General features: G+C 65.8%; 18 protein-coding genes and 1 pseudogene. 10 read left to right on the forward strand and 9 right to left on the reverse strand.

Features of this window, described 5'->3' with window-relative positions:
* The 5 genes from QF819_06880 to QF819_06900 all read right to left on the reverse strand — a co-directional run.
* The coding region (locus QF819_06880; protein MDP6802884.1) for a M1 family metallopeptidase at window positions 1–1,567 on the reverse strand (1,567 nt) is incomplete at its 3' end.
* Between the two features lie 109 nt (window positions 1,568–1,676).
* Entirely contained in the window at window positions 1,677–2,390 is a 714-nt protein-coding gene (locus tag QF819_06885; protein MDP6802885.1) for a ZIP family metal transporter, read from the reverse strand.
* Window positions 2,391–2,397: 7 nt separating this feature from the next.
* On the reverse strand, window positions 2,398–3,321 hold the full coding sequence (gene hflK, locus QF819_06890; protein ID MDP6802886.1) for an FtsH protease activity modulator HflK: 924 nt from the start codon (window positions 3,319–3,321) through the stop codon (window positions 2,398–2,400).
* Entirely contained in the window at window positions 3,321–4,217 is an 897-nt protein-coding gene (hflC, locus tag QF819_06895; GenBank protein MDP6802887.1) for a protease modulator HflC, read from the reverse strand. The genes hflK and hflC overlap by 1 nt, the downstream gene beginning before the upstream one ends.
* Window positions 4,218–4,257: 40 nt before the next feature.
* Window positions 4,258–6,513 carry an SO_0444 family Cu/Zn efflux transporter gene (locus QF819_06900; GenBank protein ID MDP6802888.1) on the reverse strand — a complete coding sequence of 752 codons (2,256 nt, stop codon included), beginning with the start codon at window positions 6,511–6,513 and terminating at the stop codon, window positions 4,258–4,260.
* A 76-nt stretch (window positions 6,514–6,589) separates the two neighbouring features.
* Between QF819_06900 and QF819_06905 the strand changes: the two genes are divergently transcribed.
* The 8 genes from QF819_06905 (at window position 6,590) to QF819_06940 (ending at window position 15,089) form a co-directional block, all read left to right on the forward strand.
* Window positions 6,590–8,374, forward strand: a complete 1,785-nt coding sequence (locus QF819_06905; protein MDP6802889.1) for a hypothetical protein — start codon at window positions 6,590–6,592, stop codon at window positions 8,372–8,374.
* Window positions 8,375–8,456: 82 nt separating this feature from the next.
* On the forward strand, window positions 8,457–9,071 hold the full coding sequence (locus QF819_06910) for a superoxide dismutase (GenBank protein ID MDP6802890.1): 615 nt from the start codon (window positions 8,457–8,459) through the stop codon (window positions 9,069–9,071).
* 73 nt (window positions 9,072–9,144) lie between these two features.
* On the forward strand, window positions 9,145–9,714 hold the full coding sequence (locus QF819_06915; protein MDP6802891.1) for a YqgE/AlgH family protein: 570 nt from the start codon (window positions 9,145–9,147) through the stop codon (window positions 9,712–9,714).
* An 84-nt stretch (window positions 9,715–9,798) separates the two neighbouring features.
* Entirely contained in the window at window positions 9,799–11,145 is a 1,347-nt protein-coding gene (locus tag QF819_06920) for a bifunctional lysine ketoglutarate reductase /saccharopine dehydrogenase family protein (protein MDP6802892.1), read from the forward strand.
* Window positions 11,142–12,470 (forward strand): saccharopine dehydrogenase C-terminal domain-containing protein, encoded by a 1,329-nt coding sequence (locus tag QF819_06925; protein ID MDP6802893.1) that lies wholly within the window; start codon window positions 11,142–11,144, stop codon window positions 12,468–12,470. The genes QF819_06920 and QF819_06925 overlap by 4 nt, the downstream gene beginning before the upstream one ends.
* Entirely contained in the window at window positions 12,467–13,522 is a 1,056-nt protein-coding gene (locus QF819_06930; GenBank protein MDP6802894.1) for an Mrp/NBP35 family ATP-binding protein, read from the forward strand. Before QF819_06925 ends, QF819_06930 begins: the two co-directional genes overlap by 4 nt.
* A 9-nt stretch (window positions 13,523–13,531) precedes the next feature.
* Window positions 13,532–14,725 (forward strand): P-loop NTPase, encoded by a 1,194-nt coding sequence (locus QF819_06935; protein ID MDP6802895.1) that lies wholly within the window; start codon window positions 13,532–13,534, stop codon window positions 14,723–14,725.
* Window positions 14,726–14,819: 94 nt separating this feature from the next.
* Window positions 14,820–15,089 carry an oxidative damage protection protein gene (locus QF819_06940; GenBank protein MDP6802896.1) on the forward strand — a complete coding sequence of 90 codons (270 nt, stop codon included), beginning with the start codon at window positions 14,820–14,822 and terminating at the stop codon, window positions 15,087–15,089.
* Window positions 15,090–15,149: 60 nt separating this feature from the next.
* Here the strand turns inward: QF819_06940 and QF819_06945 are convergent, their stop codons facing one another.
* From QF819_06945 to glgP, 3 genes are all read right to left on the reverse strand, one after another.
* The gene (locus QF819_06945; protein ID MDP6802897.1) at window positions 15,150–15,662 is read right to left on the reverse strand and encodes a DUF4920 domain-containing protein; all 513 of its coding nucleotides are present in this window, start codon (window positions 15,660–15,662) and stop codon (window positions 15,150–15,152) included.
* A gap of 20 nt (window positions 15,663–15,682) precedes the next feature.
* Complete coding sequence (pckA, locus tag QF819_06950) at window positions 15,683–17,257, reverse strand: phosphoenolpyruvate carboxykinase (ATP) (GenBank protein MDP6802898.1); 1,575 nt, start codon at window positions 17,255–17,257, stop codon at window positions 15,683–15,685.
* Between the two features lie 152 nt (window positions 17,258–17,409).
* On the reverse strand, window positions 17,410–20,013 hold the full coding sequence (gene glgP / locus QF819_06955; GenBank protein ID MDP6802899.1) for an alpha-glucan family phosphorylase: 2,604 nt from the start codon (window positions 20,011–20,013) through the stop codon (window positions 17,410–17,412).
* Between the two features lie 166 nt (window positions 20,014–20,179).
* Here glgP and QF819_06960 point away from each other — a divergent pair, with 166 nt between their 5' ends.
* A complete protein-coding gene (locus tag QF819_06960) occupies window positions 20,180–21,148 on the forward strand; it encodes a hypothetical protein (GenBank protein ID MDP6802900.1) in 969 nt (322 codons plus the stop codon).
* A gap of 483 nt (window positions 21,149–21,631) precedes the next feature.
* On the forward strand, window positions 21,632–22,858 hold the full coding sequence (rho, locus tag QF819_06965) for a transcription termination factor Rho (GenBank protein ID MDP6802901.1): 1,227 nt from the start codon (window positions 21,632–21,634) through the stop codon (window positions 22,856–22,858).
* A gap of 6 nt (window positions 22,859–22,864) precedes the next feature.
* Here the strand turns inward: rho and QF819_06970 are convergent.
* Window positions 22,865–23,161: pseudogene (locus tag QF819_06970) on the reverse strand (glycosyl transferase).
* Between the last annotated feature and the right edge of the window lie 193 nt (window positions 23,162–23,354).

Raw genomic sequence — 23,354 nt, forward strand, 5'->3', positions numbered from 1 at the left:
TCTGCACCTGCCGGATGACCGCATCCACCCGGTGCTGTCCGCCGCCCACCGCTTCCGACGACCAGCCGTACTCGTACACCGGATGCCCGGACCCGTAGCACCACGGGTCGAAGAACCAGCTCATGTCCTGACCGACCGTCGCGGAGGCGTCCGCGATGAAATCCGCCGTCACCGCGTTCCCGTACGCGTGCGCGGCCAGGTAGTCGGTCATGACCTGCCAGAAGAGCGTGTCATTGTCCAGCACTCCGCGCAGCATATGCAGCACGCACGCACCCTTCTCGTAGTTCGTCACGCCCCACTTGTCCGTCGGGTCGTACACGCCGTCCGGAACCCCCGAATTGATCACGCGATTCAGGAGGAAGCTCGTCACATACGAATGATAAGCTGCCAGACCGTCCCGGTATTCGCGAAAGACCGCCTCGCTGTAGGTCGCGAACCCTTCTGAGAGCCAGATATCCCGCCAGTCTCCGTAGGTCGCGCAGTCGCCGTACCATTGATGGGCCATCTCGTGCGAGAGAATGTCGTCGTAGTTGTTCGTGCTGTCCACGAGGGCCAGCTTGTGGCTCACGCAGGTCTGGTGTTCCATGTCGCCCTTGGCCGTCGTCATGTACGCGAACTTGTCGAAGGGATAGGGCCCGTAGCGCGCTTCGAAGGCGGCCATCATCTGGTCGCAGAACCGGAAGCTGACCAGCGACTTCTTCTTGTACCCCGGGTGATGGTAGTAGGTGATCCGTGCATCGTCCGAATCCGGCAGCGCCTTGTACGGCGCCACCGACATTGCCATCAGATAGGTGGAGGTCGGGAAGTCGTGTGACCATCGCCAGGTGTGATCGGTCGCTGTGGAATCCACCGAAGTGTTCAGACCGTTCGCCACCGCGACAAGATCCAGCGGGACCGTCACATGGATGTCCACGGTGGCCTTGTCGCACGGCCAGTCGTAGCAGGGGAACCAGGTCTTCCCCATGGACGGCGGGTCACTGTAAAGCCCCACGCCCATCGAATAAGCGTTTGCCGGATAGGGCGTAAACCAGAATCCGCCGAACCCGCCACCGCCTTCATTCTCCGGAGTACCGCCGTACGAAATGTCGACGGAAACCGTGTCGCCCATTCCGGCCGCTGCGGCCAGCGTGATGTCCAGCGCGTCCGACGCATGCGTGAAGGCCAGGGCGCTGCCGCCCACTTCCGTGACGGAGTACACGGTCAGTTCCGAGGTCAGGTCCAGCACCACGCTCGCAAGGCCGCTCGCCATCGAGACAAAGCGAACCACCGTGTTCCCCTCCAGGTTCGTTCCCGAAATGTCCACCTGCGAGAAGTTCAGTTCGTAGTGCAGCACATCGTAGTCGTGAGGACAGCCCTCCAGCACGCCGCGATGCGCACGCGCGCCCTCCGTGCCCGTTCGAAGGGCGGACCACGGGTCCCGCGCGTCGGGAACGCGCAGGCCTGCCAGCAGGCGGTCACGCGGATGATCGCCGGACCATGCCGGACGCGGCGCTGCGAGAGCGCCTGAGGACAGCGAGAGAAGTAACGAGGCGACGAGCACAACGGACGGGGCGATGCGGGCGTTCATGGAATCCTCCGGGTGCGGGAACTCCCCCAAGGGTACCATGCCGACCGCCCGCATTTCTCGCGCAAGTCAGGCTTCCGGCGAGGCCGGGCGGCAAGTGGGCAGCCCCCCCCTACACCAGCGTCATCACCAGGATCCCGGCGAAGAGCGCCGCGAGGCCCGCCGCACGCCCCCCTTCTCCCGAATGAACCTGCGGGAGAAGATGCGCCGTCGCGATGGCCAGGAAGGTTCCGGCGGAGACCGCCACCGCTGTGTGGACGAGCAGCGGCGAAAGTCCCTCCAGGACTGAGAACGCCAGGACTGCGCCCACCGGTGTCGCCAGCGAGAACCCGACAATCAGAAGCGCAATTCGCGTCCGGGAGTACCCGCAGTGAAGCAGGATTCCGCTCAGCGACAGCGATGCCGGGAACTTGTGCAGAATGATCGCGGCCGCCACCGCCCAGGACAGCTCCGGGATGGCAACGGCCGCTCCCAACGCCAAGCCGTCGATCAACGAATGAACCGTGATGCCGATGAACGCCGCCACTCCCATCCGGTGAAACGCGCACCCCTCCTCTTCGCAGGGATGGACCATAACGAACCGCTCGAGCACATAGATCAGGAGAAAGCCAGCGAGTACCGGCGGCCCCACATCCGGCCCGAGAAGTCCCACGGCTTCCGGAATCATATGCGTGAATGCGGCACCCAGAAGGACCCCCGTCCCGAATGCCAGAAGGAGACGGAGGGTCGCGCGGGGCCATTCCCTCGCAAGCGGGGCCAGCCCGCCCGCCAGTGTGAACAACACCGTGATCGCCAGAAGCCCGCCGAGACGAGTCAGGTCGTCCATGAAGCGCCTACCTTTCCTGCGGAAGGTCGATGATACGCAGGCCGAAGTTCGGGCCCTCCGCGCCGCGGTCCAGCACATATCGCTTCACGCGCGGCAGCACCACCTCCAGCGTCTCCAGGTACAGGCGTCGACGCGTGGCATCCGGGTTGTGGCGGTACTCTTCGCGCACTGCGTCCAGCCGACCCATCTCCCCCTCCGCCTGCGCGACCCGGGCGTCCGCGACCCCGTGCGCTCTCTCCAGCGTCCAGGTGGCTTCGCCCCGTGCACGAGGCAACACGGAGTTTGCATAGCCGGTCGCCTCGTTGATGATGCGCTCCCTGTCCGCCGATGCGTTGGAGACATCGCGGAAGACATCGAGCACCTGACTTGGCGGGTCTACGGAGAGCAGGTTCATCGAGCCGATGGAGATCCCGACCCCCAGGTCATCGAGCCGTGCCTGCGTCTTTTCGCGAGCGACCCGCGTGATCTCCGGGCGACTCACGGTCAGGGCATCGTCCACGCCCATCCCGCCGAGGAGAGCGGTGAGTTCCGCCTCCACGATCCTCGCCATCAGGAACTGCGCCTCTTCCGAACGGTAGAGGTATCCCGGAAGGTCCACCACCGTGTACTGGATCATCATCTTCATCGAGAGGATATTCGTGTCGCCCGTCAACCAGAGCGAAAGCTCCTCCGGCGACGGGATCCCGCGAAGGAAGTCGCGCGTGATCATCCCGACACCCATCTTGTAGGCCGTCGTCGTGCGGAACTTCTCGTGCGACTCCACCGGCCACGGCACCCGATAGTGAACGCCGGAAGGCACCGCCCGTGCGACGACCCGTCCAAACCGTTTGACGACGGCCTGCTCCTCGGGAGCCACGGTATAGATACCGCTCCCCAGCCAGACCAGCACGAGAAGCGCCCCCACCCCCCGGGCCAACTTGACGCGCGTCATCACTTCGCCTCCGCCATGCCGTCCACGCCCTCGGTCAGAAGCCGCATGATCTCCGCATCCGCCGGGAGGATGAGCGTGGTGTTGTCATCCAGGAAAGTCCGATACGCCTCCAGAGTTCGGGTGAACTCGTAGAAGCCGGGGTCTCGGGCGATGGCCTCTCCGTAGATGCGCGTGGCCTCGGCCTCTCCCCGTCCGCGAATGATCTCCGCGTCCCGGTATGCCTCCGAGAGAATCCGGCTCTCCTCGCGATCCGCCTGCGCACGGATCTTCCGCGCTTCTTCTTCTCCCTCCGACCGGTATCGGCGCGCAATCATCTCGCGCTCCGCCCGCATTCGTTCGAAAACACTCCGCCGGTTCTGATCCGGAAACGCCAGTCGCTTCACATCGAAATCCACGACCTCGATCCCGAACTCCTCGCCCGCCACCTTGTGCACCGCCTCTTCGATCGAATCCACCATCTCGCGGAGCCGCCGCGCGGACGCGTCGGTGTTGATCAGTTCGTCGAAGGGAATCGCTCCGAGAGACGCCCCCAGTTCGGAGGAGATCACATCCGTCATCTGCCCCAGCGCGGCCGCTTCGGAAGGGATGGCCCGGTAGTACCTCAGTGGATCTCCCACGCGCCACAGCGCGAAGGACGCCACGACGATGTTCTTCTTGTCCTTCGTGAGGTACTCGGCCTGTACCGGTTCAAACAGGCGAAGCCGGGCGTCAAAGTGGCGCACCTGCTGTACAAACGGAATGCGAAACCGAAGCCCCGGTTCGGTGACCACCTGAACCGGATCTCCGAACTGTGTCACCACGGCGGACTCCGTGACATCCACCGTGAATACCGACGCATAGATCACGACGCCCGCGACCACCGCGCCGAGGACGGCATTCCTCGTTCCTGATGTCACCTCACTCACCTCCGTTCGCGTGCTAAGTCTTTCGTGTCGATCAGTTTTCCGCGCCTCCCGCGGACGGAGGCGACGCTCCCTCGAAAACCCGCGTGCCGCCGCCACTCTCAACCCCGGGCGAACCCGGGATCCACAGATCCAGCGCTCCTGCCTGAACTCCTCCGGGACGAATGACCTTCCGGCTGCCGCTCAACACATCCTCGATGGCTTCCAGATACATCCTGAGGCGCGATGCCTCCTCGTGGGCGCGAAAGGCCTCCGCTCTCTGGAAGAGGCTCCTGGACTCCCCTTCGGCCATCCGAATGGTGCGGTCCGCCTGGCCCTCGGCCGCGGCCCGATCCCCCGCAGCCTCGCCGCGCGCGAGAATCACCGTCTCCGCCTGGTACCGCCAGGCGATGTTCACAGCCGTCTGCTTGTCCTCCTGCGCGCTCGCGACATCCCGGAACGCCGCGTGAACCTCCGGCGGCGCGTGGACGGACCGCACGCCGAACGCCAGCACATCCACTCCCAACCCGATCTCCTGCACGCGCCGCCGCACGCCTTCTCGAACGCTCTCCTCCAGGCTCCTCCGCTCTTCGGTGTAGACTCCGTCGATGGGCCGCGCCGCCAGTTCGTCGAGAAGCTCCCCCATCGTCTCTTGCCGAAGCACCTCCTCTGGATCAGCGAAGCCCCAGACGAACGCGCCCGCGTCCGACACCCGATACCGAAGGACCGCCTTGGCGTCGAGAATGTTGCCGTCGCCCGTCAGGTGGAGAGACTCCTCCTCCAGGCGGCGATTGCCCACGGCACCCGGATACAGCGACTCGGCGCCACCCGGAGTCCGGGAGCGAAAGCCAATCTCCACACGCCGCACGCTTCCCGTGGACACGAGCCGCGCCGTCTCCAGCGGGATGGGAAGCTTCGCGTGGATCCCTTCGGCCAGCGGCCCGCCGCGCGGCGCCCCGAAACGCTGCACCAGCCCCTGATACCCCGGCGGCACCACGAGCACGCAGGTGGACGCGACGAAGAGGAGAAGCGCGACCAGCACCAGAATGAGAAAGGCGCGACCCGACGGACGAAGACCGGTCACCCGCGCGATCCCGTTCCCGACGGCACGAAACTCCGCAGGGGCGGACGCTCGACGGAACGACCGCACCAAAAGCCCCGTGAACACCACGACCGCAGGCCAGACGATCCACCCCGGAAGACCCCGGGCGGCGGCGGACACTTCGGCCAGATCCATGCCCGACGCACCATAGACCCCATCCAGGAGTGTCCCGAGCAGAAGACTCATCCCGGCGATCATCGAGATGTAGATCACCATGACCCGACGCCCGAAGCTCCGGGCAAGGATGGCCAGTGACCCAATGTTCGTGGCCGGTCCCGCCAGCAGAAACACCAGCGCCGCGCCCGGTGAGAGTCCTTTCAGCACGAGAGCCGCGGCGATCGGCGTGGAAGCGGAAGCGCAGATGTACATGGGGATCCCGATGAGCAGCATGATGACCATCGGCGCCGCCCCTTCCGACAAATACCGCGTCACGATCTCCGCGGGCAGAAAGACGGAAATCAACGCGGAGATCACCAGTCCGCCCAGCATCCAGTGCGAGGTCTCGTCGAACAGTTCCCGGAAGGCCCCGGGGAAGCCCCGGCGAAGCCGGACGCCGATGCTCCCGGCGGGCGGCGCATCCGCCTCGGGCTCCTCCGCCACGCAGTCCGCGCAGGAAATCTCCTCCGGGGGCGCTTCGTCTTTCGATTCGGGCTCGGGTTCGCGCTCCGAACGCCCCCCGAACGCTTCGACCGCAAACCCCGCGCTGAGCGCGGTCACCAGCGCCGAGAATGGCCGGAACAGCGTCATCACCGGATCCATGAGGCCGTAGGTGAGCGCGATCGAGTCGATACCGGTCTCCGGGGTGGAAATCAGAAAGGAGATGGTCGCGCCGCGCCCCGCGCCCCGCTTGCGGAGAGCCAGCGCCGTGGGCAGGACGGAGCAGGAGCAGAGCGGGAGCGGAATCCCCAGGAGCGACGCCAGGAAGATGGACCGCACTCGGCCACCACCCAGAAGCCTCTGGACCGCGCCCACCGGCATGAGCACCTGGATGCACCCGGCGACTGCGAATCCCAGAAGGATGAAGGGCGATGCCTCGCGGAAGACGGCGAGCAGTTCGCGCGGGAATGCGGTAAGAACCTCGGGCACGGTCGCCTTGCCTCCGAAAATGGGGAAATGAACGCTCCCCCGACCCCCGGTCACGGTAGTGCCTGAACCCGGAAGAGGCAAGGACGCCGTCCGAACGACATCCACGGACCATGTCAGCGTCATGAACGACGGGTATGGTCCGAAACGGCCGAAAGCCCTACAATGTCGCGTTCTTGTCGCGCCTCGCATGGAGAGACTCATGAAACGACTGCCGGATTGGGACATGGCCGCACTGTTCGCCTTCGCGCTGGTTGTCCGCGGGCTGGGTCTCGCGGAGCCGACGCCGGAGTCGATCACCCGCGTTCTCGTGGCGGGGATCTCCTGCGCGGCACTGGGGGCGGCAGGCCGGGTTCTCTCCGGCCACCGCATCGGGCTGCTTGCGGGAGCGCTCCTGGCCGCCTCCCCGCACGCCGTTCAGGATGCGCTCCTGGACTCGGCGGGCATCGGCGTCGTGGCGCTGGTTTCCGCGGCCCTTGCGGCACTGGCATCCTATGCTCGCAAGCCGGGGCTTCCGCTGGCGATCGCCACCGGCGCCTTCGTCGGTGGCGCGGCCGCGTTCCGCCCGGGTGCCCTGGCGCTTCTCGTGGCGCTCCCCTTCGCCCCGGGCAGCCGCGCCCGCTTTGTCGCAGCGGCCTTCGCGGCGGCGGTCGCCGTCTTTTTCGCCGCCGACTCCTCCGGCCCGCTGAACTTCGCAGGTTCTCTTGCCACAGGATTCCCCGCGGCCATGCCCGGTGGGCCGTCTCCGCTGATCGCGGCGGCCCGCGCGCTTCTTCCGGCAGCCGGGGCTGCCACGCTGCTCCTTGCGCTCCCGGGCGCAGCCGCCATATTCCGCCGCCGCGACCGCAGCGCGGGCGTGGTGATCTGGGCCGCGCTCTTCCTGACACTGGGAATGCTCCTCGACAAGACTCACGGCCCGGCGGGGGTCTTCCCGATCGTGCCGACCATTCAGCTTCTGGCCGCCTACGGAGTGGCGCACGCCGCCTCGCTCACCGGTCGCAGGCATCTCCCGCCCCCCCTGACCGCGGGAGTCGTGGCGGTCCTTCTGGCGCTGTCGCTCCACGGGTCCGTGCGCGGGGCCGCGGGGCATCACGCACCCACGCCGGGGGAAGAAGCGCTCCGCTGGATCCGCGCAAACCTCACCCCGGGAGACGCGATCCTTGCGGAGTCGGGCAGCCTCCCGAAGGACCGGGGCGGACTTCCCATTCACGACACGATTCCCCGCACCTCGGGGGCTCTGGAGTCGGGCATCGTCAAGGATCCTCATCTGTCCCAGATGTTCCCCTACGCACTGCTCTCGCTTCCGCCGTCCACCGAACCGGCGCGACCCGACCCCATCCAGAACGCATGGGCAACTTTCCTCACCGATGAATGGGAAGCAGCCGCCCGCTTCGAGGCACGCTACCCGCGGGAGCCGTCGCTCCTTCTGCTGCGCCGCCCGGAGGGCTTTCGCGTGGAAGGGACACGCGTGAAGGACTTCGTCGCGATGCTCCGCGACTCCACCCTCTCCGCCGCCCGGGACACCAGCAGCCTCTTTACCGACTGGCTTCTGGACGGAGGCACTCTCCTCCGCGCCACCGGATCGCTGCGCCAGGCCCGTGTTTTTCTGGCAATGGCGGTCGAGCGCTCCCCGGCCCTCGAAACCCACTACCAGCTCGCTCTGGCGCTCCTGCTTCTGGAGGAAGAGGACGCAGCACTGGAGGCGTTCCTTCTGGCGCTGGCCGACGATCCCTTCCACGGTGGATGCCACTTCAATGTCGGGACCATTCTGGAAAAGCAAGAGGACTACCAGGGCGCCGCCATCGAGTACGAAGCCGCGATCAAGTCTCTGGAAGACCCGTCCCCCGCGCTCGCGCGGTTGGGTGCACTGCTCGCCATGCTGGGAGATCGTGAGGGAGCGCAAGCACAACTCGAAGCGCTCTCCACGATTGCACCCGCCAGCGAAGCGGAGTCTTTCCTCCGGAGTTTCCTGAACGAAACGCCCTGATCGCGGCCCGCCCTTGACCCGTGTTCGGCACCTGTCTATCTTCGCCGGGTTCTGTCAATCACGCCCCTGCCGGAGACTACTCATGGCCCACACTCTTCCGCCGCTTCCCTACGACTACGACGCACTCGAACCCCACATCGACGCAGAGACCATGCGCCTCCATCACGACATCCACCATCAGGGATATGTGAATGGACTGAACGCAGCCGAAGAGAAGCTGGCCGCGATGCGAGACGGCGGAGACTTCGCCGCCATCCAGGCCGTGGAGCGGGCGCTGGCCTTCCACGGATCCGGCCACTTCAATCACTGCATCTTCTGGGAGAACATGAGCCCGGACGGTGGAGGGGAACCCACCGGGGACCTCGCGGCGAAGATCGGCGCGGACTTCGGAAGCCACGACGCCTTCCGCGCACACTTCAGTCAGGCCGCGGCCACTGTGGAGGGGAACGGCTGGGGCATCCTCGCATGGAATCCCGCGACGGAGCGTCTGCAGGTGCTCGCCGCCATGAACCACCAGAACCAGGGTATTCACGGAAGCATCCCGTTGCTTGTGCTGGATGTCTGGGAGCACGCGTACTACCTCAAGTACCAGAACAAGCGCCCGGCCTATATCGAGGCCTGGTGGAATGTCGTGAACTGGAAGAATGTCGCGGACCGGTTCGACCGGGCCACTTGCCTCGCCGGGCAGTCCGCCTGACCCGGTTCCGTGAATCGCCCGGGTGCGGGGGGGAGACTCTTCCCGCGCCCGGGAACGGAAGGGGATTCCGCCTGTGAAGCCTGTCGAAAAGCCCGGACGCGGAGTTCTGCTGCTGGCAAGCCCCCGCCTTCAGGATCCGAACTTCTCGCGCACGGTGGTTCTCATCTGCGACCACGGTGCCTCCGGAACCTGGGGGCTGGTCTTGAATCGACGAACTCGCTTGACCTACGGCGAACTCATCGACGACATCCCCTTCCCCGGCGCCTCCGCCGGACCCGTTCACTGGGGTGGCCCGTGCAGCGTGGGGAGCTTCCAACTGCTGCACCGCCTCCGTCGTCCCATGGAGCCGGACCTCACCATCGGCCGGAACATCCGCCTCGGTGTGGATCCGGAAGCGCTGCGGGAACTCCTGGGCGAAAGCCTGCTGCCGGGCGAAGCGCTCCGCGCGTTCGTCGGACACGCGGGCTGGGGCGAGGGCCAGTTGGATGCGGAAATGAAGACGGGCTCCTGGATACTGGCCCGGGCGTCGTCGTCGCTGGTGTTCGACACGGAACCCGCCGCGATGTGGGCCGAGGCGCTCCGGTCTCTCGGGAACCAGTACGCCGGTCTCGCTGATTTTCCCGCCGATGTCCGCTACAACTAGAGACACTCCGCCACCCCGTCTGGTATCCTCCCTGCCCGCCGGTCGACCCCGGCCTGGATCTGTCCCGGAAGGAGCGTCCGGCTCATGACCGTCATCGGCATCCGAAGCGAGAAGGGCAAGGCGGGAGAGCGCCGCGTCCCCCTCATTCCACAGGATGTGGCCGCTCTCATTCGCGACCACAATCTGCGGTTTGTGGTGGAGAGTTCCGACACGCGAATCCACCCGGACGGGGAGTATGCCCACGCGGGCGCGGAGATCGCCGAAGATCTCTCCTCATGCGACATCATCGTGGGCGTCAAGGAAGTCCCGGCGGAACGGTTGCTCCCGAAGCGCACCTATGTCTTCTTCTCGCACACGATCAAGGGCCAGCCTTACAACATGCCGCTCCTGCGTCGAGTACTCGACACAGGCTGCAACCTTCTCGATTACGAACTGATGACCGACGAAGACGGGCGGCGCACGATCGCTTTCGGACGGCACGCGGGGCTGGCCGGAGCGGTGGAGACACTGTGGGCTCTCGGTCAGCGACTGGAGTGGGAGGGCATCAAGACCCCTTTGGCCAGAGTCCGTCGCCCCGCGGAGTACGGAGGGCTGGAGGCGGCGCGTGAGGCCATCGCTTTGGTCGGTGAGGAAATCTGGTCGGATGGGTTTCCCGCCGCCGCCACGCCTGTGGTGATCGGCGTCGCCGGGTACGGTCTGGTGTCGAGCGGCGCACAGGAGATCCTCGACCTGCTTCCCGTGACGGAGACCACGGCGGAAGAACTCCCGGACGCCGTGAAGGACACGAATCCGAACTCCCTCGTGAAGGTGGTCTTCCGGGAAGAGGATCTCGTGGTTCGAAGGACGGGCGGGGAACCCTTCGACCTTCAGGAATACTATCGTCACCCGGACCGCTACCGATCCCGATTCGAAGACCACGCCGTTCACCTGACGGCTCTCATCAACTGCATCTACTGGGATGCCCGTTACCCGCGGCTGGTAACGCTCGACTTCCTGCGTCGCGCCTGGGCAGACGGAGCGCGACCGAATCTCCGTGTGATGGGAGACATCAGCTGCGACATCGACGGCTCCGTCGAGTGCACGGTCCGCGCGACGGACCCCGCGAATCCCGTGTATGTATACGATCCCGCCACCCACACCACCACAGACGGCCTGGAAGGGAACGGACCCGTGGTTCTGGCGGTGGACATTCTCCCTGCCGAGATCCCCGCGGATTCGTCGCGACACTTCAGTTCGCTGCTCGCACCACTCATTCCGGGACTGGCGGGCGCCGACGCAGAGCAGGGGCCGGATGCTCCCGGTCTCCCCGGAGAACTGCGAAGAGCTTTCATCGCCTCCCGGGGGAGGCTCGTTCCACCATGGGACGAGCGCCTTCGAGAGGCTCTCGAACTCCACGGATCAGGCGCCGCGGGCGCGACGGAGGAATCGTGAGTCGGGTCGTTATCTTCGGGTCGGGACGGGTCGCCCGACCGGCTGTTCGCCTCCTTCTGGAAAGAGGGCAGGATGTCACCATCGCCACTGACCAGCCCGAAGCCGGCGCGCTCCTTGTGGGCGGGCACCCGAACGGGCGCGTGCTAGCGATCGATGCGCGGCAGGAGGATGAGGTCCTCCCCGCCGTCCGGGACTCCGACATCGCCGTGAGCCTTCTGCCCGTGTCGCTGCACGAACGCATCGCGGAGGCATGCGTCTCCGAGAGGCGGCCGTTTGTGACCACCTCCTATGTCAGCCCGCAGATGGGCGGCCTCGACGACGCCGCCCGCCAGCACGGCGTTCTTCTGCTCAACGAATGCGGAGCGGACCCGGGAATCGATCACATGGTCGCCATGGAGATGATCGACCGGATTCATGAAGCCGGAGGGCGCGTCACCGGATTCTGGTCCGTATGCGGGGGGATTCCCTCGCCGGAGTCCAACACCAACCCCATGGGCTACAAACTCTCGTGGAGTCCACGGGGGGTGGTGATGGCGGGGATGCGTCGCGCCCGCTACATGGAAGACGGCCACATGATCCATGTGGAGCCGTACCACGCCTACGATGTCCCCCGTACCATCGCCGTCGGGGATGTGGGCGTTCTGGAGCACTATCCCAACGGCGACTCCATGAAGTACCTGGGCACTTACGGGCTGTCCGATCTCAACAACATGTACCGCGGGTCATTCCGGTGGCCCGGCTGGTGCGAAACCTGGCGGGCGATGTCACGAATCGGCCTCCTGGACAACGCGCCCGACACGGCGCTGGCGAAGCTCTCCTTTGCGGAAGCTCTCCGGCGCGCGACCGGAGCCCGTGACGGAGTCGGCCCCGGACAGGCCGCTGCCGAAGCCCTGTCGCTCCCGCCGGATCACGAGATCCTCCAGCGCTTCGAGTGGCTGGGGCTGTTCTCCGAAGACCGCATTCCCGAATGGGTCGAGTCCGGCGTGGACCTCCTGACCGTCCGCATGGAGAAGACCATGCACTACGCCGAAGACGAAACGGACATGCTCGTGCTGCACCACGCCATTGACTTCGTCGATGCGGACGGGCGGGAAGGGCGCGGCACCGCCACCCTCCACGAGACGGGAATCCCCGGAGGAGACTCGGCCATGGCCCGAACCGTCGCACTGCCCGCGGGCTTCGCGGTGCTTCGCATTCTGGACGGGACGATCCACGCCACGGGCGTGCGCGTGCCGGTGGAGAAGTCCATCTACGCCCCGCTCCTCGAGGACCTCACCACTTCGGGGATTGTCGCGAAGCAGGAGTGGACGGGAGACGCCTCATGACCCACGCCTCTGCCGAGGACATCCTGACCGCGCTGGGCGGGCTTCTCCTGGAGAGAATCCCGGGGAACCCCGTTCGCAACGAGATCATTCGCAATGTGGAGAGCGGGCCGGACGGAGTTGAGCTGGAACTGAACATGCCGTCACCCGAGCACCCGCGCCTCGCGGAGGCCGAAGCCGCCATCCGGCGTGCGATCGCGGAAGTTCCCGGTGCGGGAAAGGTCCGTATCCGATCCGGCTGGAGCGTTCGCACGCCGGAGCCGGGGACCGCGCCTCCGCTCCCCGGCGTGAAGACGGTGCTTGCGGTCGCAAGCGGCAAGGGCGGCGTCGGGAAATCCACGGTCAGCGCGTACCTTGCGGTCGCGCTCTCACGCATGGGGCTTCGCGTCGGCCTTCTGGACGCCGACATTCACGGCCCGTCCGCGGCGCTCGCGCTGGGTGATCCGGGAGCCCCCGGCATCCATGAGGGCCAGAAGCTCTCCCCCGCACGAATCCAGGGCGTGGACTTTCTCTCCATGAGCCACCTCATCCCGGAGGATCAGGCGGTCGTCTGGCGAGGCCCCATGCTGCATCAGATGGTGTTGCAGTTCGCGAGTGCCGCCTGGGAGGACCTGGACATCCTCGTGCTGGACCTTCCGCCGGGAACCGGAGATGTCCAGCTCACGGTGACGCAGTCTCTTCCGGTGACCGGAGCGCTCGTCGTGACGACACCGCAGGAGATCGCGCTCATCGACGCGCGTCGTGGCCTGCGCATGTTCCAGGACGCGAAGATCCCCGTCGTGGGACTCGTGGAGAACATGGCCCACTGGGAATGCTCCTGCGGGAAGCGGCACACCGTCTTCGGAGAGGGCGGCGGAGAGCGACTGTCGCAAGAGGCGGATGTTCCCCTGCTCACCGGCATCCCGCTGGACCCGGCCGCGTACCAGAGTCCGTCCGGCCCGCCGGAGGGCGGCACGCCCGGAGCCGCGGTATTTCATGCGCTGGCGGTGCAGGTCGCCACCGCGCTCGGAGGCCTCGCCATGAAACGCAACCCGTTCCGCGTCCTCAGCGCCTAGGAGGCCGCCATGTCTTCGCCCGCACCCGCGGTACTCACCGGCATCCACGATGTTCTGGCGGTCCACAGCGCCAAGGGAGGCGTCGGCAAGTCCACGGTCGCCGTCAACCTCGCGGTGAGCGCAGCTCGCCTCGGCCTGAAGGTCGGCCTTCTGGACGCCGACATCCACGGCCCCTCTGCGGCCACCATGTTCGGCTCGGGCGAGCGCCCGGAGATCTCCTCCGACGGGCTGCACGCCGTCCCGATCACACGGCACGGCGTTCGCTATCTCTCTGTCGCGAATGTCGCCCCTCCCGGTGCGCCCGTCATCTGGCGGGGCCCGATGGTCTCCTCCGCGCTGCGCCAGTTGCTGACCGAAGTGGAGTGGGGCGAACTGGACCTTCTGGTTCTCGACCTGCCTCCGGGAACCGGCGACGCGATCCTCGCGATTTCGCAGGAGGTCGCGCTCTCCGGCGCCGTCCTCGTGACGACCCCGCAGGACATGAGCGTCGCGGACACCCGCCGCGGGATCGGCGCGTTTCGCGTGCTCCGGGTTCCGATCCTCGGGCTGGTGGAGAACATGTCCGCTTTCGCGTGCCCGGACTGCGGGGAGTCGGCGGACCTCTTCGGAGCGGGCGGCGGAGAACGCGCTGCGAGAGAACTGGAGCTGCCCTTCCTCGGCCGCATTCCCGTCGACCCGGCGGTCACGGCATCCGGCGACGACGGCGTCCCGCTGGCCGCGGCAGACCCGGAGAGTCCGGTCAGCGTGGCCATGGACACCATCACGCGCACGGTCGTGGCGGAGATGGCGCGCATCCGCGACGATGCGCCCGGCGAGTTCCGAGTGGACTGGACCGATCTCGGCGACAGGCAGGTCCCCGACCCGCCCGACGCACCGGACGCGCCGGGCGCTCAGGCGGACCCGGCCACGCCTTCCCGCGTCTGGCAGGCGGCGGACGATCTTCTGGGAATCCAGTGGGCCGACGGTGAGAAGACCTTCCACCGCGCCTACGATTTGCGGATGGCCTGCCCTTGCGCCGAGTGCGTGGAAGAGTGGACCCGTGAAAAACTCCCGAGTCTGGACCGCGTCCCGAGAAGTGTTCGTCCGGTCGTCCTTCGCTCGCTGGGTCGCTACGCGCTCCAGCCGTCCTGGACCGACGGACATTCCACCGGGATTCACTCGTTTGCGGATCTCCGTCGGACTGGAAGCGACAAGCCGGAGTGACCTGTCCTCAATGCGCGGACTTCCCGCGACACAGCCCACCGGGTCGGGTTATCCTTCCGGGCGAACGCCGACCTTCACCGATGGAGAACCGCCCATGACCCGCATGATCCGGTGCGCAAAGCTCGGCCGGGAGGCCGAGGGCCTCGAGCATCCTCCGGTCCCCGGAGAACTCGGAACGCGCATCTTCGAAGAGATCTCCCAGGACGCCTGGGAAGAGTGGACCCGTCACCAGACGATGATCATCAATGAATACCGTCTGAATCTCGCCACGGACGCGCATCAGAAGATCCTCCTGAGAGAGATGGAGGCCTTCTTCTTCGGCGCCGGGGCGAACACTCCGCCGGACTTCGTCAAGCCGGAGTAGACAGCAAAGCGGGGGCGGACGCCCGGTCCCCCCCCGCCTGCTCTCATCAAGACACCCGGACTAGGACTTCGCGGATTCCTCCGCTCCCGGGAGAATGACGCATGCCGTCGCGTTGATCTCGAACGCCTTGCCCGCGATCTCCTCCGCCGTCATGCCGCCGCTCTCCTCCGCGATGTGCTCCGCATCCTCTTCAGAGATCTCCTTCGGATAGATCGATCCCTCCAGAAGCACGCGCTTCCCCGCAATGTCCTTCGGGAAAGCGAACTCCCCGCCACAGCCTTCGCCCCAGCGAACCCAGACGATCTCGCCTTCGCCCTCGCGAACAGTCATCCAGCAGCCCATGGACTGGCAGACGGACTCCGCGGTGGCAGCGACGAGGATCGTCTGTTCGAAGTAGGTTTCCGGCGCGCTCTGGACCGTCGCCAGCGTCACGGGCTCAGTTCGCGTGAGTTCCTGGCCGATCACCACGGCCCCTTCAGGAACCGCGGACTTCGGCGAAGGGGCCTCTCCCCCGCCCCCGCAACCCACGAGCAGCGGAATCAGAAACAGCAAAGCCAGGGTTTTCAGATGCACGGATTTCCTCCTTGTCCGGATCAGGTCCGGGGTATGGCGGCGATCACCTCGGGTGTCGCCTCCGAACGGTACTTCTCGAAGTTCTTCACGAAGAGCTGCGCGAGGTGCGCGGCCTTGGCATCAAAGGCGTCCTTGTCCGCCCAGGTATTCCGCGGAGTCAGCACTTCGGAAGGAACCCCGGGACAGGATGCCGGGACTTCGAAGTGGAACACCGGGTCTTTCGTGTACTCCACGCCGTCCAGATCTCCGCTCAAGGCGGCGGTGATGAGCGCCCGTGTGTGAGCAATGGACATCCGTGCCCCTACGCCGTACGGGCCGCCCGACCACCCCGTGTTCACGAGGTACACATGAGCGCCGTACTCCTCCATCCGCTCGCCCAGCATCCGGGCGTAGCGGGTGGGATGCAGCGGAAGGAAAGGGGCTCCGAAGCACGCGCTGAATGTGGCCGTCGGCTCCGTAATGCCCGCCTCCGTACCCGCCACCTTCGCCGTGTACCCGGAGATGAAGTGGAACATGGCCTCCCCGGGTGTGAGCCGGGCAATGGGAGGCAGCACGCCAAACGCATCCGCCGTGAGGAACATGATGTTCCGCGGATGCCCGCCGACCCCGGGGATCACGCAGTTGTCGATGTACTCCACCGGGTAAGTGGCGCGCGTGTTCTCCGTCTTGGTGTCGTCATCGTAGTCGATGACGCGAGGCCCATCCGAAGTGATCACATTCTCCACGATGGAACCGAACCGGATGGCATCGTAGATCTGCGGCTCGGCTTCCCGGGACAGGCGAATGACCTTCGCGTAGCAGCCGCCCTCGAAGTTGAAGACGCCGCGATCACTCCAGCCGTGTTCATCGTCTCCGATGAGCCGACGGGCGGGATCTGCGGAGAGGGTGGTCTTGCCCGTGCCGGACAGCCCGAAGAAGAGCGCGGTGTCGCCGTCCTCTCCAATGTTCGACGAGCAGTGCATCGGGAGGACATTCCGCCCCGGGAGCAGGTAGTTCATCACGGAGAAGATGGACTTCTTGATCTCTCCGCCGTAGTGCGTCCCGCCAATCAGAACGGTCCGCCGTTCCAGGGAGACCACGACGAAGACATGGGAGTTCGTGCCGTCCGTCCTGGGATCCGCGCTGACTTCACACGCATTGATGACGGTGAACTCCGGCGTGTGGGATTCCAGTTCCTCCGGCGTCGGGCGAACGAACAGCGTGCGCCCGAAGAGCGCGTGCCAGGCCTTCTCGCAGATGATACGCACGGGCATTCGGTATTCCGGGTCCGCACCCGCAAAACCGTCGAAGACGAAGTGGTCTCGGTCCGCCATGTGCGGTTTGACCTTGGCGTAGAGCCGTTCAAAGACGGCTTCGTCCACGGCGACATTGATGTCCCCCCACCAGATCTCGTCGTGAACGGAAGGTTCATCCACGATGAAGCGGTCGTTCGGGGAGCGGCCGGTTCGTTCGCCCGTCTCGACGACGAGAGCCCCGTTGGCCGAGAGATAGCCCTCGGCGCGTGCAAGCGCCAGCTCCACGAGAGCCGGTGTCGACAGGTTCTGGTGGATCTTTCCGCTGGTGGGCAGCTCCAGCGGAGCAGTTTGAGTGGCCATGATTCTTCGATCCTCTCTGTATCCGCCGGGGGGAAGGCCCCACGCCCGATCAGTCCGGCGCGGCAAGCCCGGTTCCCGGTGCTGCAGCAAAGGTATTCAGGAGGCCCTGCGGAGGGTAGCGCAATCCGCGGAGCAGCGTGAGTCCGTTCTTGTCAGCGGGTGATCGCCCCGGCCGCCTCGCGGGATCCTCGCGGGGGGTCCGAGTCCCAGCGGATGAGCCCCGGGAGGAACGGATGGGGCAGATCGGCGTGCCTCGGCAGGACGCGAACGGCAAAGCCCCGCTGGCCGGTGACCGGACAGGGCACTTCGCCCGAGAACCACGCTTCGCCTGCCTCCAGAGTACCGTCCATGATCATCCGGACACCTTCGGCACCTGCCAGTTCCCCCTGCGCGTCCACCGCGCCGTGGTAGATCTGGACGAGAAGATCCGATTCCGACAGGCCGCCCAGCGCCACGCGAGCGCGAACGCCCACCGTGGAGCCGACGGTCAGCCCCGCCGGATCACCGGTGCGAATCTCGCGGATCTCGACGGCGTCCCAGACCGATGCGACACGCTCCATCCACGCAGCCAGCTCCCGCGTGGCTCCGTTCCCGTTGCTGGCCAGTCGCGCGGACCGGTCCGCCACGGGGAAGTAGTACTGCTCCGCATACTCCCGCACCATGCGGTTGGTGTTGAACTCCGGGCAGATCCCCCGAATCGTCTCCTTCATCATGCCTATCCACTGTTCGGGGATGCCATCCCGGGACCGCTCGTAGAAGAGAGGCGCGATCTCATTCTCCAGCAGATCGTAGATGGCGCCGGACTCGATCGAATCCTGTGTGGTGGAGTCGTCGTAGACCTCGCCATTCCCGATCGACCACCCCAGCCGCTCTCCGGCGGCTTCGTCCCACCAGCCGTCGAGCACGCTCATGTTGAGCACGCCGTTGATGGATGCCTTCATGCCGCTGGTTCCGCTGGCCTCGAGCGGGCGGCGCGGAGTATTCATCCAGACATCGACTCCCTGAACGAGACGCGCGGCCACATCCATGTCGTAGTCCTCTACAAAGACGACCCTCCCGCGAACCTCCGGCAGCCGCGAGAAGCGGACGATTTCCTGGATGAGCTTTTTCCCCGCGTCGTTGCGCGGGTGCGCCTTCCCCGCGAACACGAACTGCACAGGCCGGTCGGGATTCGTCAGGATCGCGCGCAGCCGATCGGGGTCCGCCAGCAGGAGATCCGCCCGCTTGTAGGGAGCGAACCGGCGCGCAAACCCGATCGTGAGCGCGGACGGATCGAGCACGCCCTCCGCTGCCGCGACCTCCACCGGAGTGGCATTCGCCGCGACCAGTCTCTCCCGAAGTCGAGAGCGAACCACGGAGACCAGACGCTGCCGCTGCACTTCGCGAGTGCGCCAGAGGATCTCGTCAGGAATGCGATCCACGCCGTCCCAGATCGTTCGGTCCTCCGGGTCCCGGCACCACCGGGGCCCGAGGTGGCGGTCGAACAGCTCCCGCATTTCGCGGGACACCCAGGTCTGGGAGTGAATGCCGTTGGTCACGGAACCGATCGGCACATCTTCCTCCGGGAGCCCGGGCCACAGGAAGTTCCACATCCCGCGGGAGACCTTGCCGTGAAGCGCGCTCACCCCGTTGGCGTGACTGGCCATGCGCAACGCAAACACCGCCATGTTGAAAGGTGCGCCGGAGGCTCCCGGGTGCTCGCGACCGAGATCCATGAGTTCCTCGGAGGAGAGACCCAATGCTCCCCGCCACTCTCCGAAGACGCTCTCCATCTGTTCGGTGGAGAAGAGGTCGATGGCATCCGGAACCGGCGTATGCGTCGTGAACACCATCGAGGCGGACGCCGCGACGCGGGCCTCGGCGAAGGAGAGCCCCTCCTCCATCAGGACACGGATTCGCTCCAGGGCGAGAAACGCCGAGTGCCCTTCGTTCATGTGGCAGACATCCGGTGTCCTGCCAAGCGCCGCCAGCGCGCGCAACCCACCAACGCCAAGCACGAACTCCTGAAGAAGGCGGAGGTCTGCCCCCCCTCCGTAGAGATCGCTGGTAATGGCACGGAAGTCCGGGTCGTTGGTACTCAGGTTGGTGTCGAGAAGAATCAGCGGCACCCGCCCGATCTTCATCTCCCAGACGGCCACATTCAGGGTTCGTCCGTGAAGGTCCAGTTCGATGCGCAGTTCGCCTCCGGTTGCGCTCTGAGCCGGGCGAACCGGGAGGTTGTGAAAGTCATTCGCCGGATAGTTCTCCTGCTGCCACCCTTCGGAGTTCAGGTACTGTCGGAAGTACCCGCGCTGGTAGAAAAGCCCGACGCCGGTGAGCGGCAGCCCCAGATCGCTCGCGGACTTGAGATGGTCCCCGGCGAGAATACCGAGCCCACCGGAGTAGATCGGCACGCAGGATGCCAGCCCGAACTCCGCGGAGAAGTAGCCGATCCGTGCGGGGGAGTCGGGGCGCTCCGACTTGGTGAACCAGGTCCGGTCGCTCGCAAGATAGCGCGAATGATCGCGCCAGACCTTTTCGAGATTGGCGAGGATGGCATCGTCGGTGCCGCACTCCTCCAGGCGGCACTGCGGAACGCTCCCGAGAAAGAGCACCGGATTCCGTCCGCACTGCTCCCACAGATCCCGGTCAATCATCCGGAAGAGGTCCACCGTCGCGTGGTCCCAGCTGAATCGGAGATTGCCGGCAAGCTCCCCCAGGCGTGTCAGGGATTCGGGCAGACGGGGGACCACGGGGAATGTACGATGCGGACGCATGGCAACCTTTCCGGAGAACAGGAGAGAGGACCGAGGGATCATGCTCGATCCGGCGAAAACCCGGCGCGGATGGTACCGGAATCCGGACCACCCTGTCCGGGTGAATCGGCACTCCGGCCTCGTCTCTCCACCCTGCGGAGGGCTGGTTCGGCGCGTTTCTTCTCTCTTGACGGTTTTGCCCGCTCTTCTGGCCGCCTGCTCCCCTCCCGGCCCCACCGCATTCGACCCGCCCGGTGAGCCGCAGATGCTCTTCTTCGACACCTATGACGGTGCCGGACAGGTGGTCCATCCGGATGTTGCCCGGTTCCCCGGCAACGGCCCGCTCTGGATGGCCGTCACCCCCTACCCCTGGGCCGGGGAGAAGTACGAGAACCCCTCCGTCTACCGCAGCGGGGACGGGATCGTCTGGAAGGAACCCGCGCCGGGAGTAAACCCCATCGTGGGGCGCCCCCCGTACGATCACAACTGCGATCCCGATCTGGTCGTATCCGGAGACGAGCTCCTTCTCTTTTTTCTGGAGACTCAAAGGCGGGAGTACCGTCCCGACAGCCTTCACTTCCAGGACCTCCGCGTTGTCCGAAGCCCGGACGGCATCGCCTGGTCGGACCCGGAGACCGTTCTGCGCTGGGATCTGGACACGGACCCGCTCTCCCTCTCTCCGGCAATCGTTCGCGTCGGGGAGAAGTGGCGGCTGTACGCGGTTCAGCCGGGTCGGCAAAGGATCATCTGGCTGCCGTCGGCGGACCTGACTCACTTCGGCGAACCCGCCGGAGAACTCACGACCGGTCTTCCCGGCATTCGCCCTTGGCACATCGATCTCTTCCCGATTGAAGGCGGATGGTGCGCGCTGCTGTGCGCAAGAAGGACGGATGCGGAGGACCCGTTCGACCTGCACCTGTGGCTGGGGGCCAGCGTCGATCTCAATCGCTGGGCATTTCGCCCGGAACCGTTGCTCGAAAACGGGCCGGAGTTTCTGGACACCAACGCCATCTACCGATCGACGGGACTGGTGGAGGGCGGACGGCTGGCCGTCTGGTTTTCGGCTCGCACGGCGGCAGGTCGATGGTTTGTCGGGAGTGCATCGTGGGATGCCGCCCTCGTGACGAAGCTCCTGACCGCCTCTGCTGCGAGGTGAGCGATGCGAACTCCAGCTCACTCCGTCCGGTGCCGATAAGAAGAGAGTGGACTCGCCTTCAAACCGCTGCCGATGGTGCTTGCCGGGGGCGGATGAATGGTGTATTCGGATGGACTGAGGAGCGGCTCCGGCAAGATTCGGGGCTGGAATCGCACGGGAAATCGTGTATCCTGTATGGGAATCCAGTCCGGGAAGATGGGTGAATCCCGTCGCCCGTAGACGGACCCGACAATCGGGTCGATTCCCGCTCCCGACCGGGGAGCGTCGGACGGCGAGGGGCTGTCCGGAGAGTGTCCCCGGTACGCCCTGAGCAAGTTCCTTGTTCCCGGCCGAGTTCCTCGCCTGCGCGTCTTGGTGCGCTCCGCGTGACGGCCTGATGAGAACGACAGGATTGATGGCAAAGCACTTCAGCGCGGGATACACTCCCGCAACGGATCACCCCTACCAGTCCGGCTCGGTCCCCGCCGATGCCGTGGAGAACTCTTGACCCAACCCAACTCCAACCAGCGTTCCCGCAGATCGCGTTCGCGCAGGTCGCGCTCGTCTCAGAGGGGAAACTCCCCAAAACGCTCCGGCGAGGGTTCGCCCCAGAGCGGAAACGCCGGAGGAGCCGACGGCAACCGGCGCGGCGGCAACTCCGGGAACCGACGCTCCGGGAACTCCGGCAACTCCGGGAACTCGCGCAACCCCTCCCGTTCGCGAGGGGGCATCTACGATTCGCGCGCGGCAGACGGCACGACACGCGGACAGGGGAATACCCGCCGGGGGAACGGTTCCTCCGGAGGACGCCGCCGCTCGGGAGGTGCCCGGAAACCGCGCGTCCCGATCGGCGAGATCCCGGCGCTCAAGCTCCTTCAGCAGGGCATCAGCATCGACCCGTTCGAGCGCCTCCGGATGGAGACCACGCCGGAGGAGGTCACCACCCGGGTGCTGGACCTGGTCACTCCCATCGGGCGCGGACAACGCTGCCTGATTGTCGCGCCACCCATGGCGGGAAAGACCACGCTTCTCATCAACATGGCGAACGCGATCGGCGAGAATCACCCGGACATCAGACGGTATGTGCTCCTTGTGGACGAGCGCCCGGAAGAGGTCACACACTTCCGCAGGAACACCACCGCCGAAGTGCGCGCGGCCTCCAGTGACATGTCCACGGGCGACCACATCCAGGTCTCCGAAGCGTGCGTCAATGAAGCGCTTGAGCATGTCCTCAAGGGCGAGGATGTCGTTCTGCTTCTGGACTCCATCACAAGACTGGCCCGCGCATACAACACCATGGTGGATTCCGGCGGGCGGACACTTTCCGGCGGGCTGGACTCTCAGACCATGCTCGTCCCGCGTCAGATCTTCGGCTCGGCCCGCAAAATCGAAGACGGGGGCAGCCTGACGATTGTCGCCACGGCACTGATTGACACGGGTTCCCGAATGGACGAAGTCATCTTTCAAGAGTTCAAGGGCACCGGGAACATGGAACTGTTCCTCTCCCGTGAACTCTTCACAAAGCGCATCTTCCCGTGCGTGGACATTGAGAAGTCCGGAACCCGGAAGGAAGAAAAGCTGGAGAACGCCGAGGCTCTCGGCCGCATCCACCTGCTTCGCCGACACATGACGGCCATGAAACCCCATGAAGCCATGAGTTTCCTGCTGGAACTGCTCTCCCGCTATCCCACGAACGAGAAACTGCTCTCCAGCATGACGGTGAAGCGCTGACGGAGTTCAGTCCCGGTAGAGCCTGGCAAGTTGAGCCGGGCCGACCCCGAGCGCGTAGGCCAGACGAAGACGCCACATGAGGAGGATGGTTCGGAAGACGCCGTTCTCCTCCCAGCGGCGACTGGAAGTCACAACCGGTTCCCGAATGCACAAGGGTGGACTCAGCCGCTTGAGGGCGCGACTCACGGCAACATCCTCCATGACCGGGATCGCGGGATACCCCCCGACTTTCGCGAAGTCATCTCGCCGAATGAAGATGGCCTGATCTCCGGTCGCGATTCCGGAGAGTCGGGACCGCGCATTGTCGCGAAACACTCACCGCGGCGAGATCCCGCTGTAAGGCCCTTTCCGGGCCACGCGAGCGCGTAGGCATTGCCTGCGCAATGTTGAACGCAAACTGCGTGCCAGCGAAGTTCGGGGAGAGGGCAGAGGCTGAGCAGACGGCGCAATCAGATCGCCGGGGGACATCCGTGGCGGAGAGTGCGGAGAGTGCGGT

Source organism: Gemmatimonadota bacterium (assembly GCA_030747075.1).
Classification (GTDB): domain Bacteria; phylum ARS69; class ARS69; order ARS69; family ARS69; genus ARS69.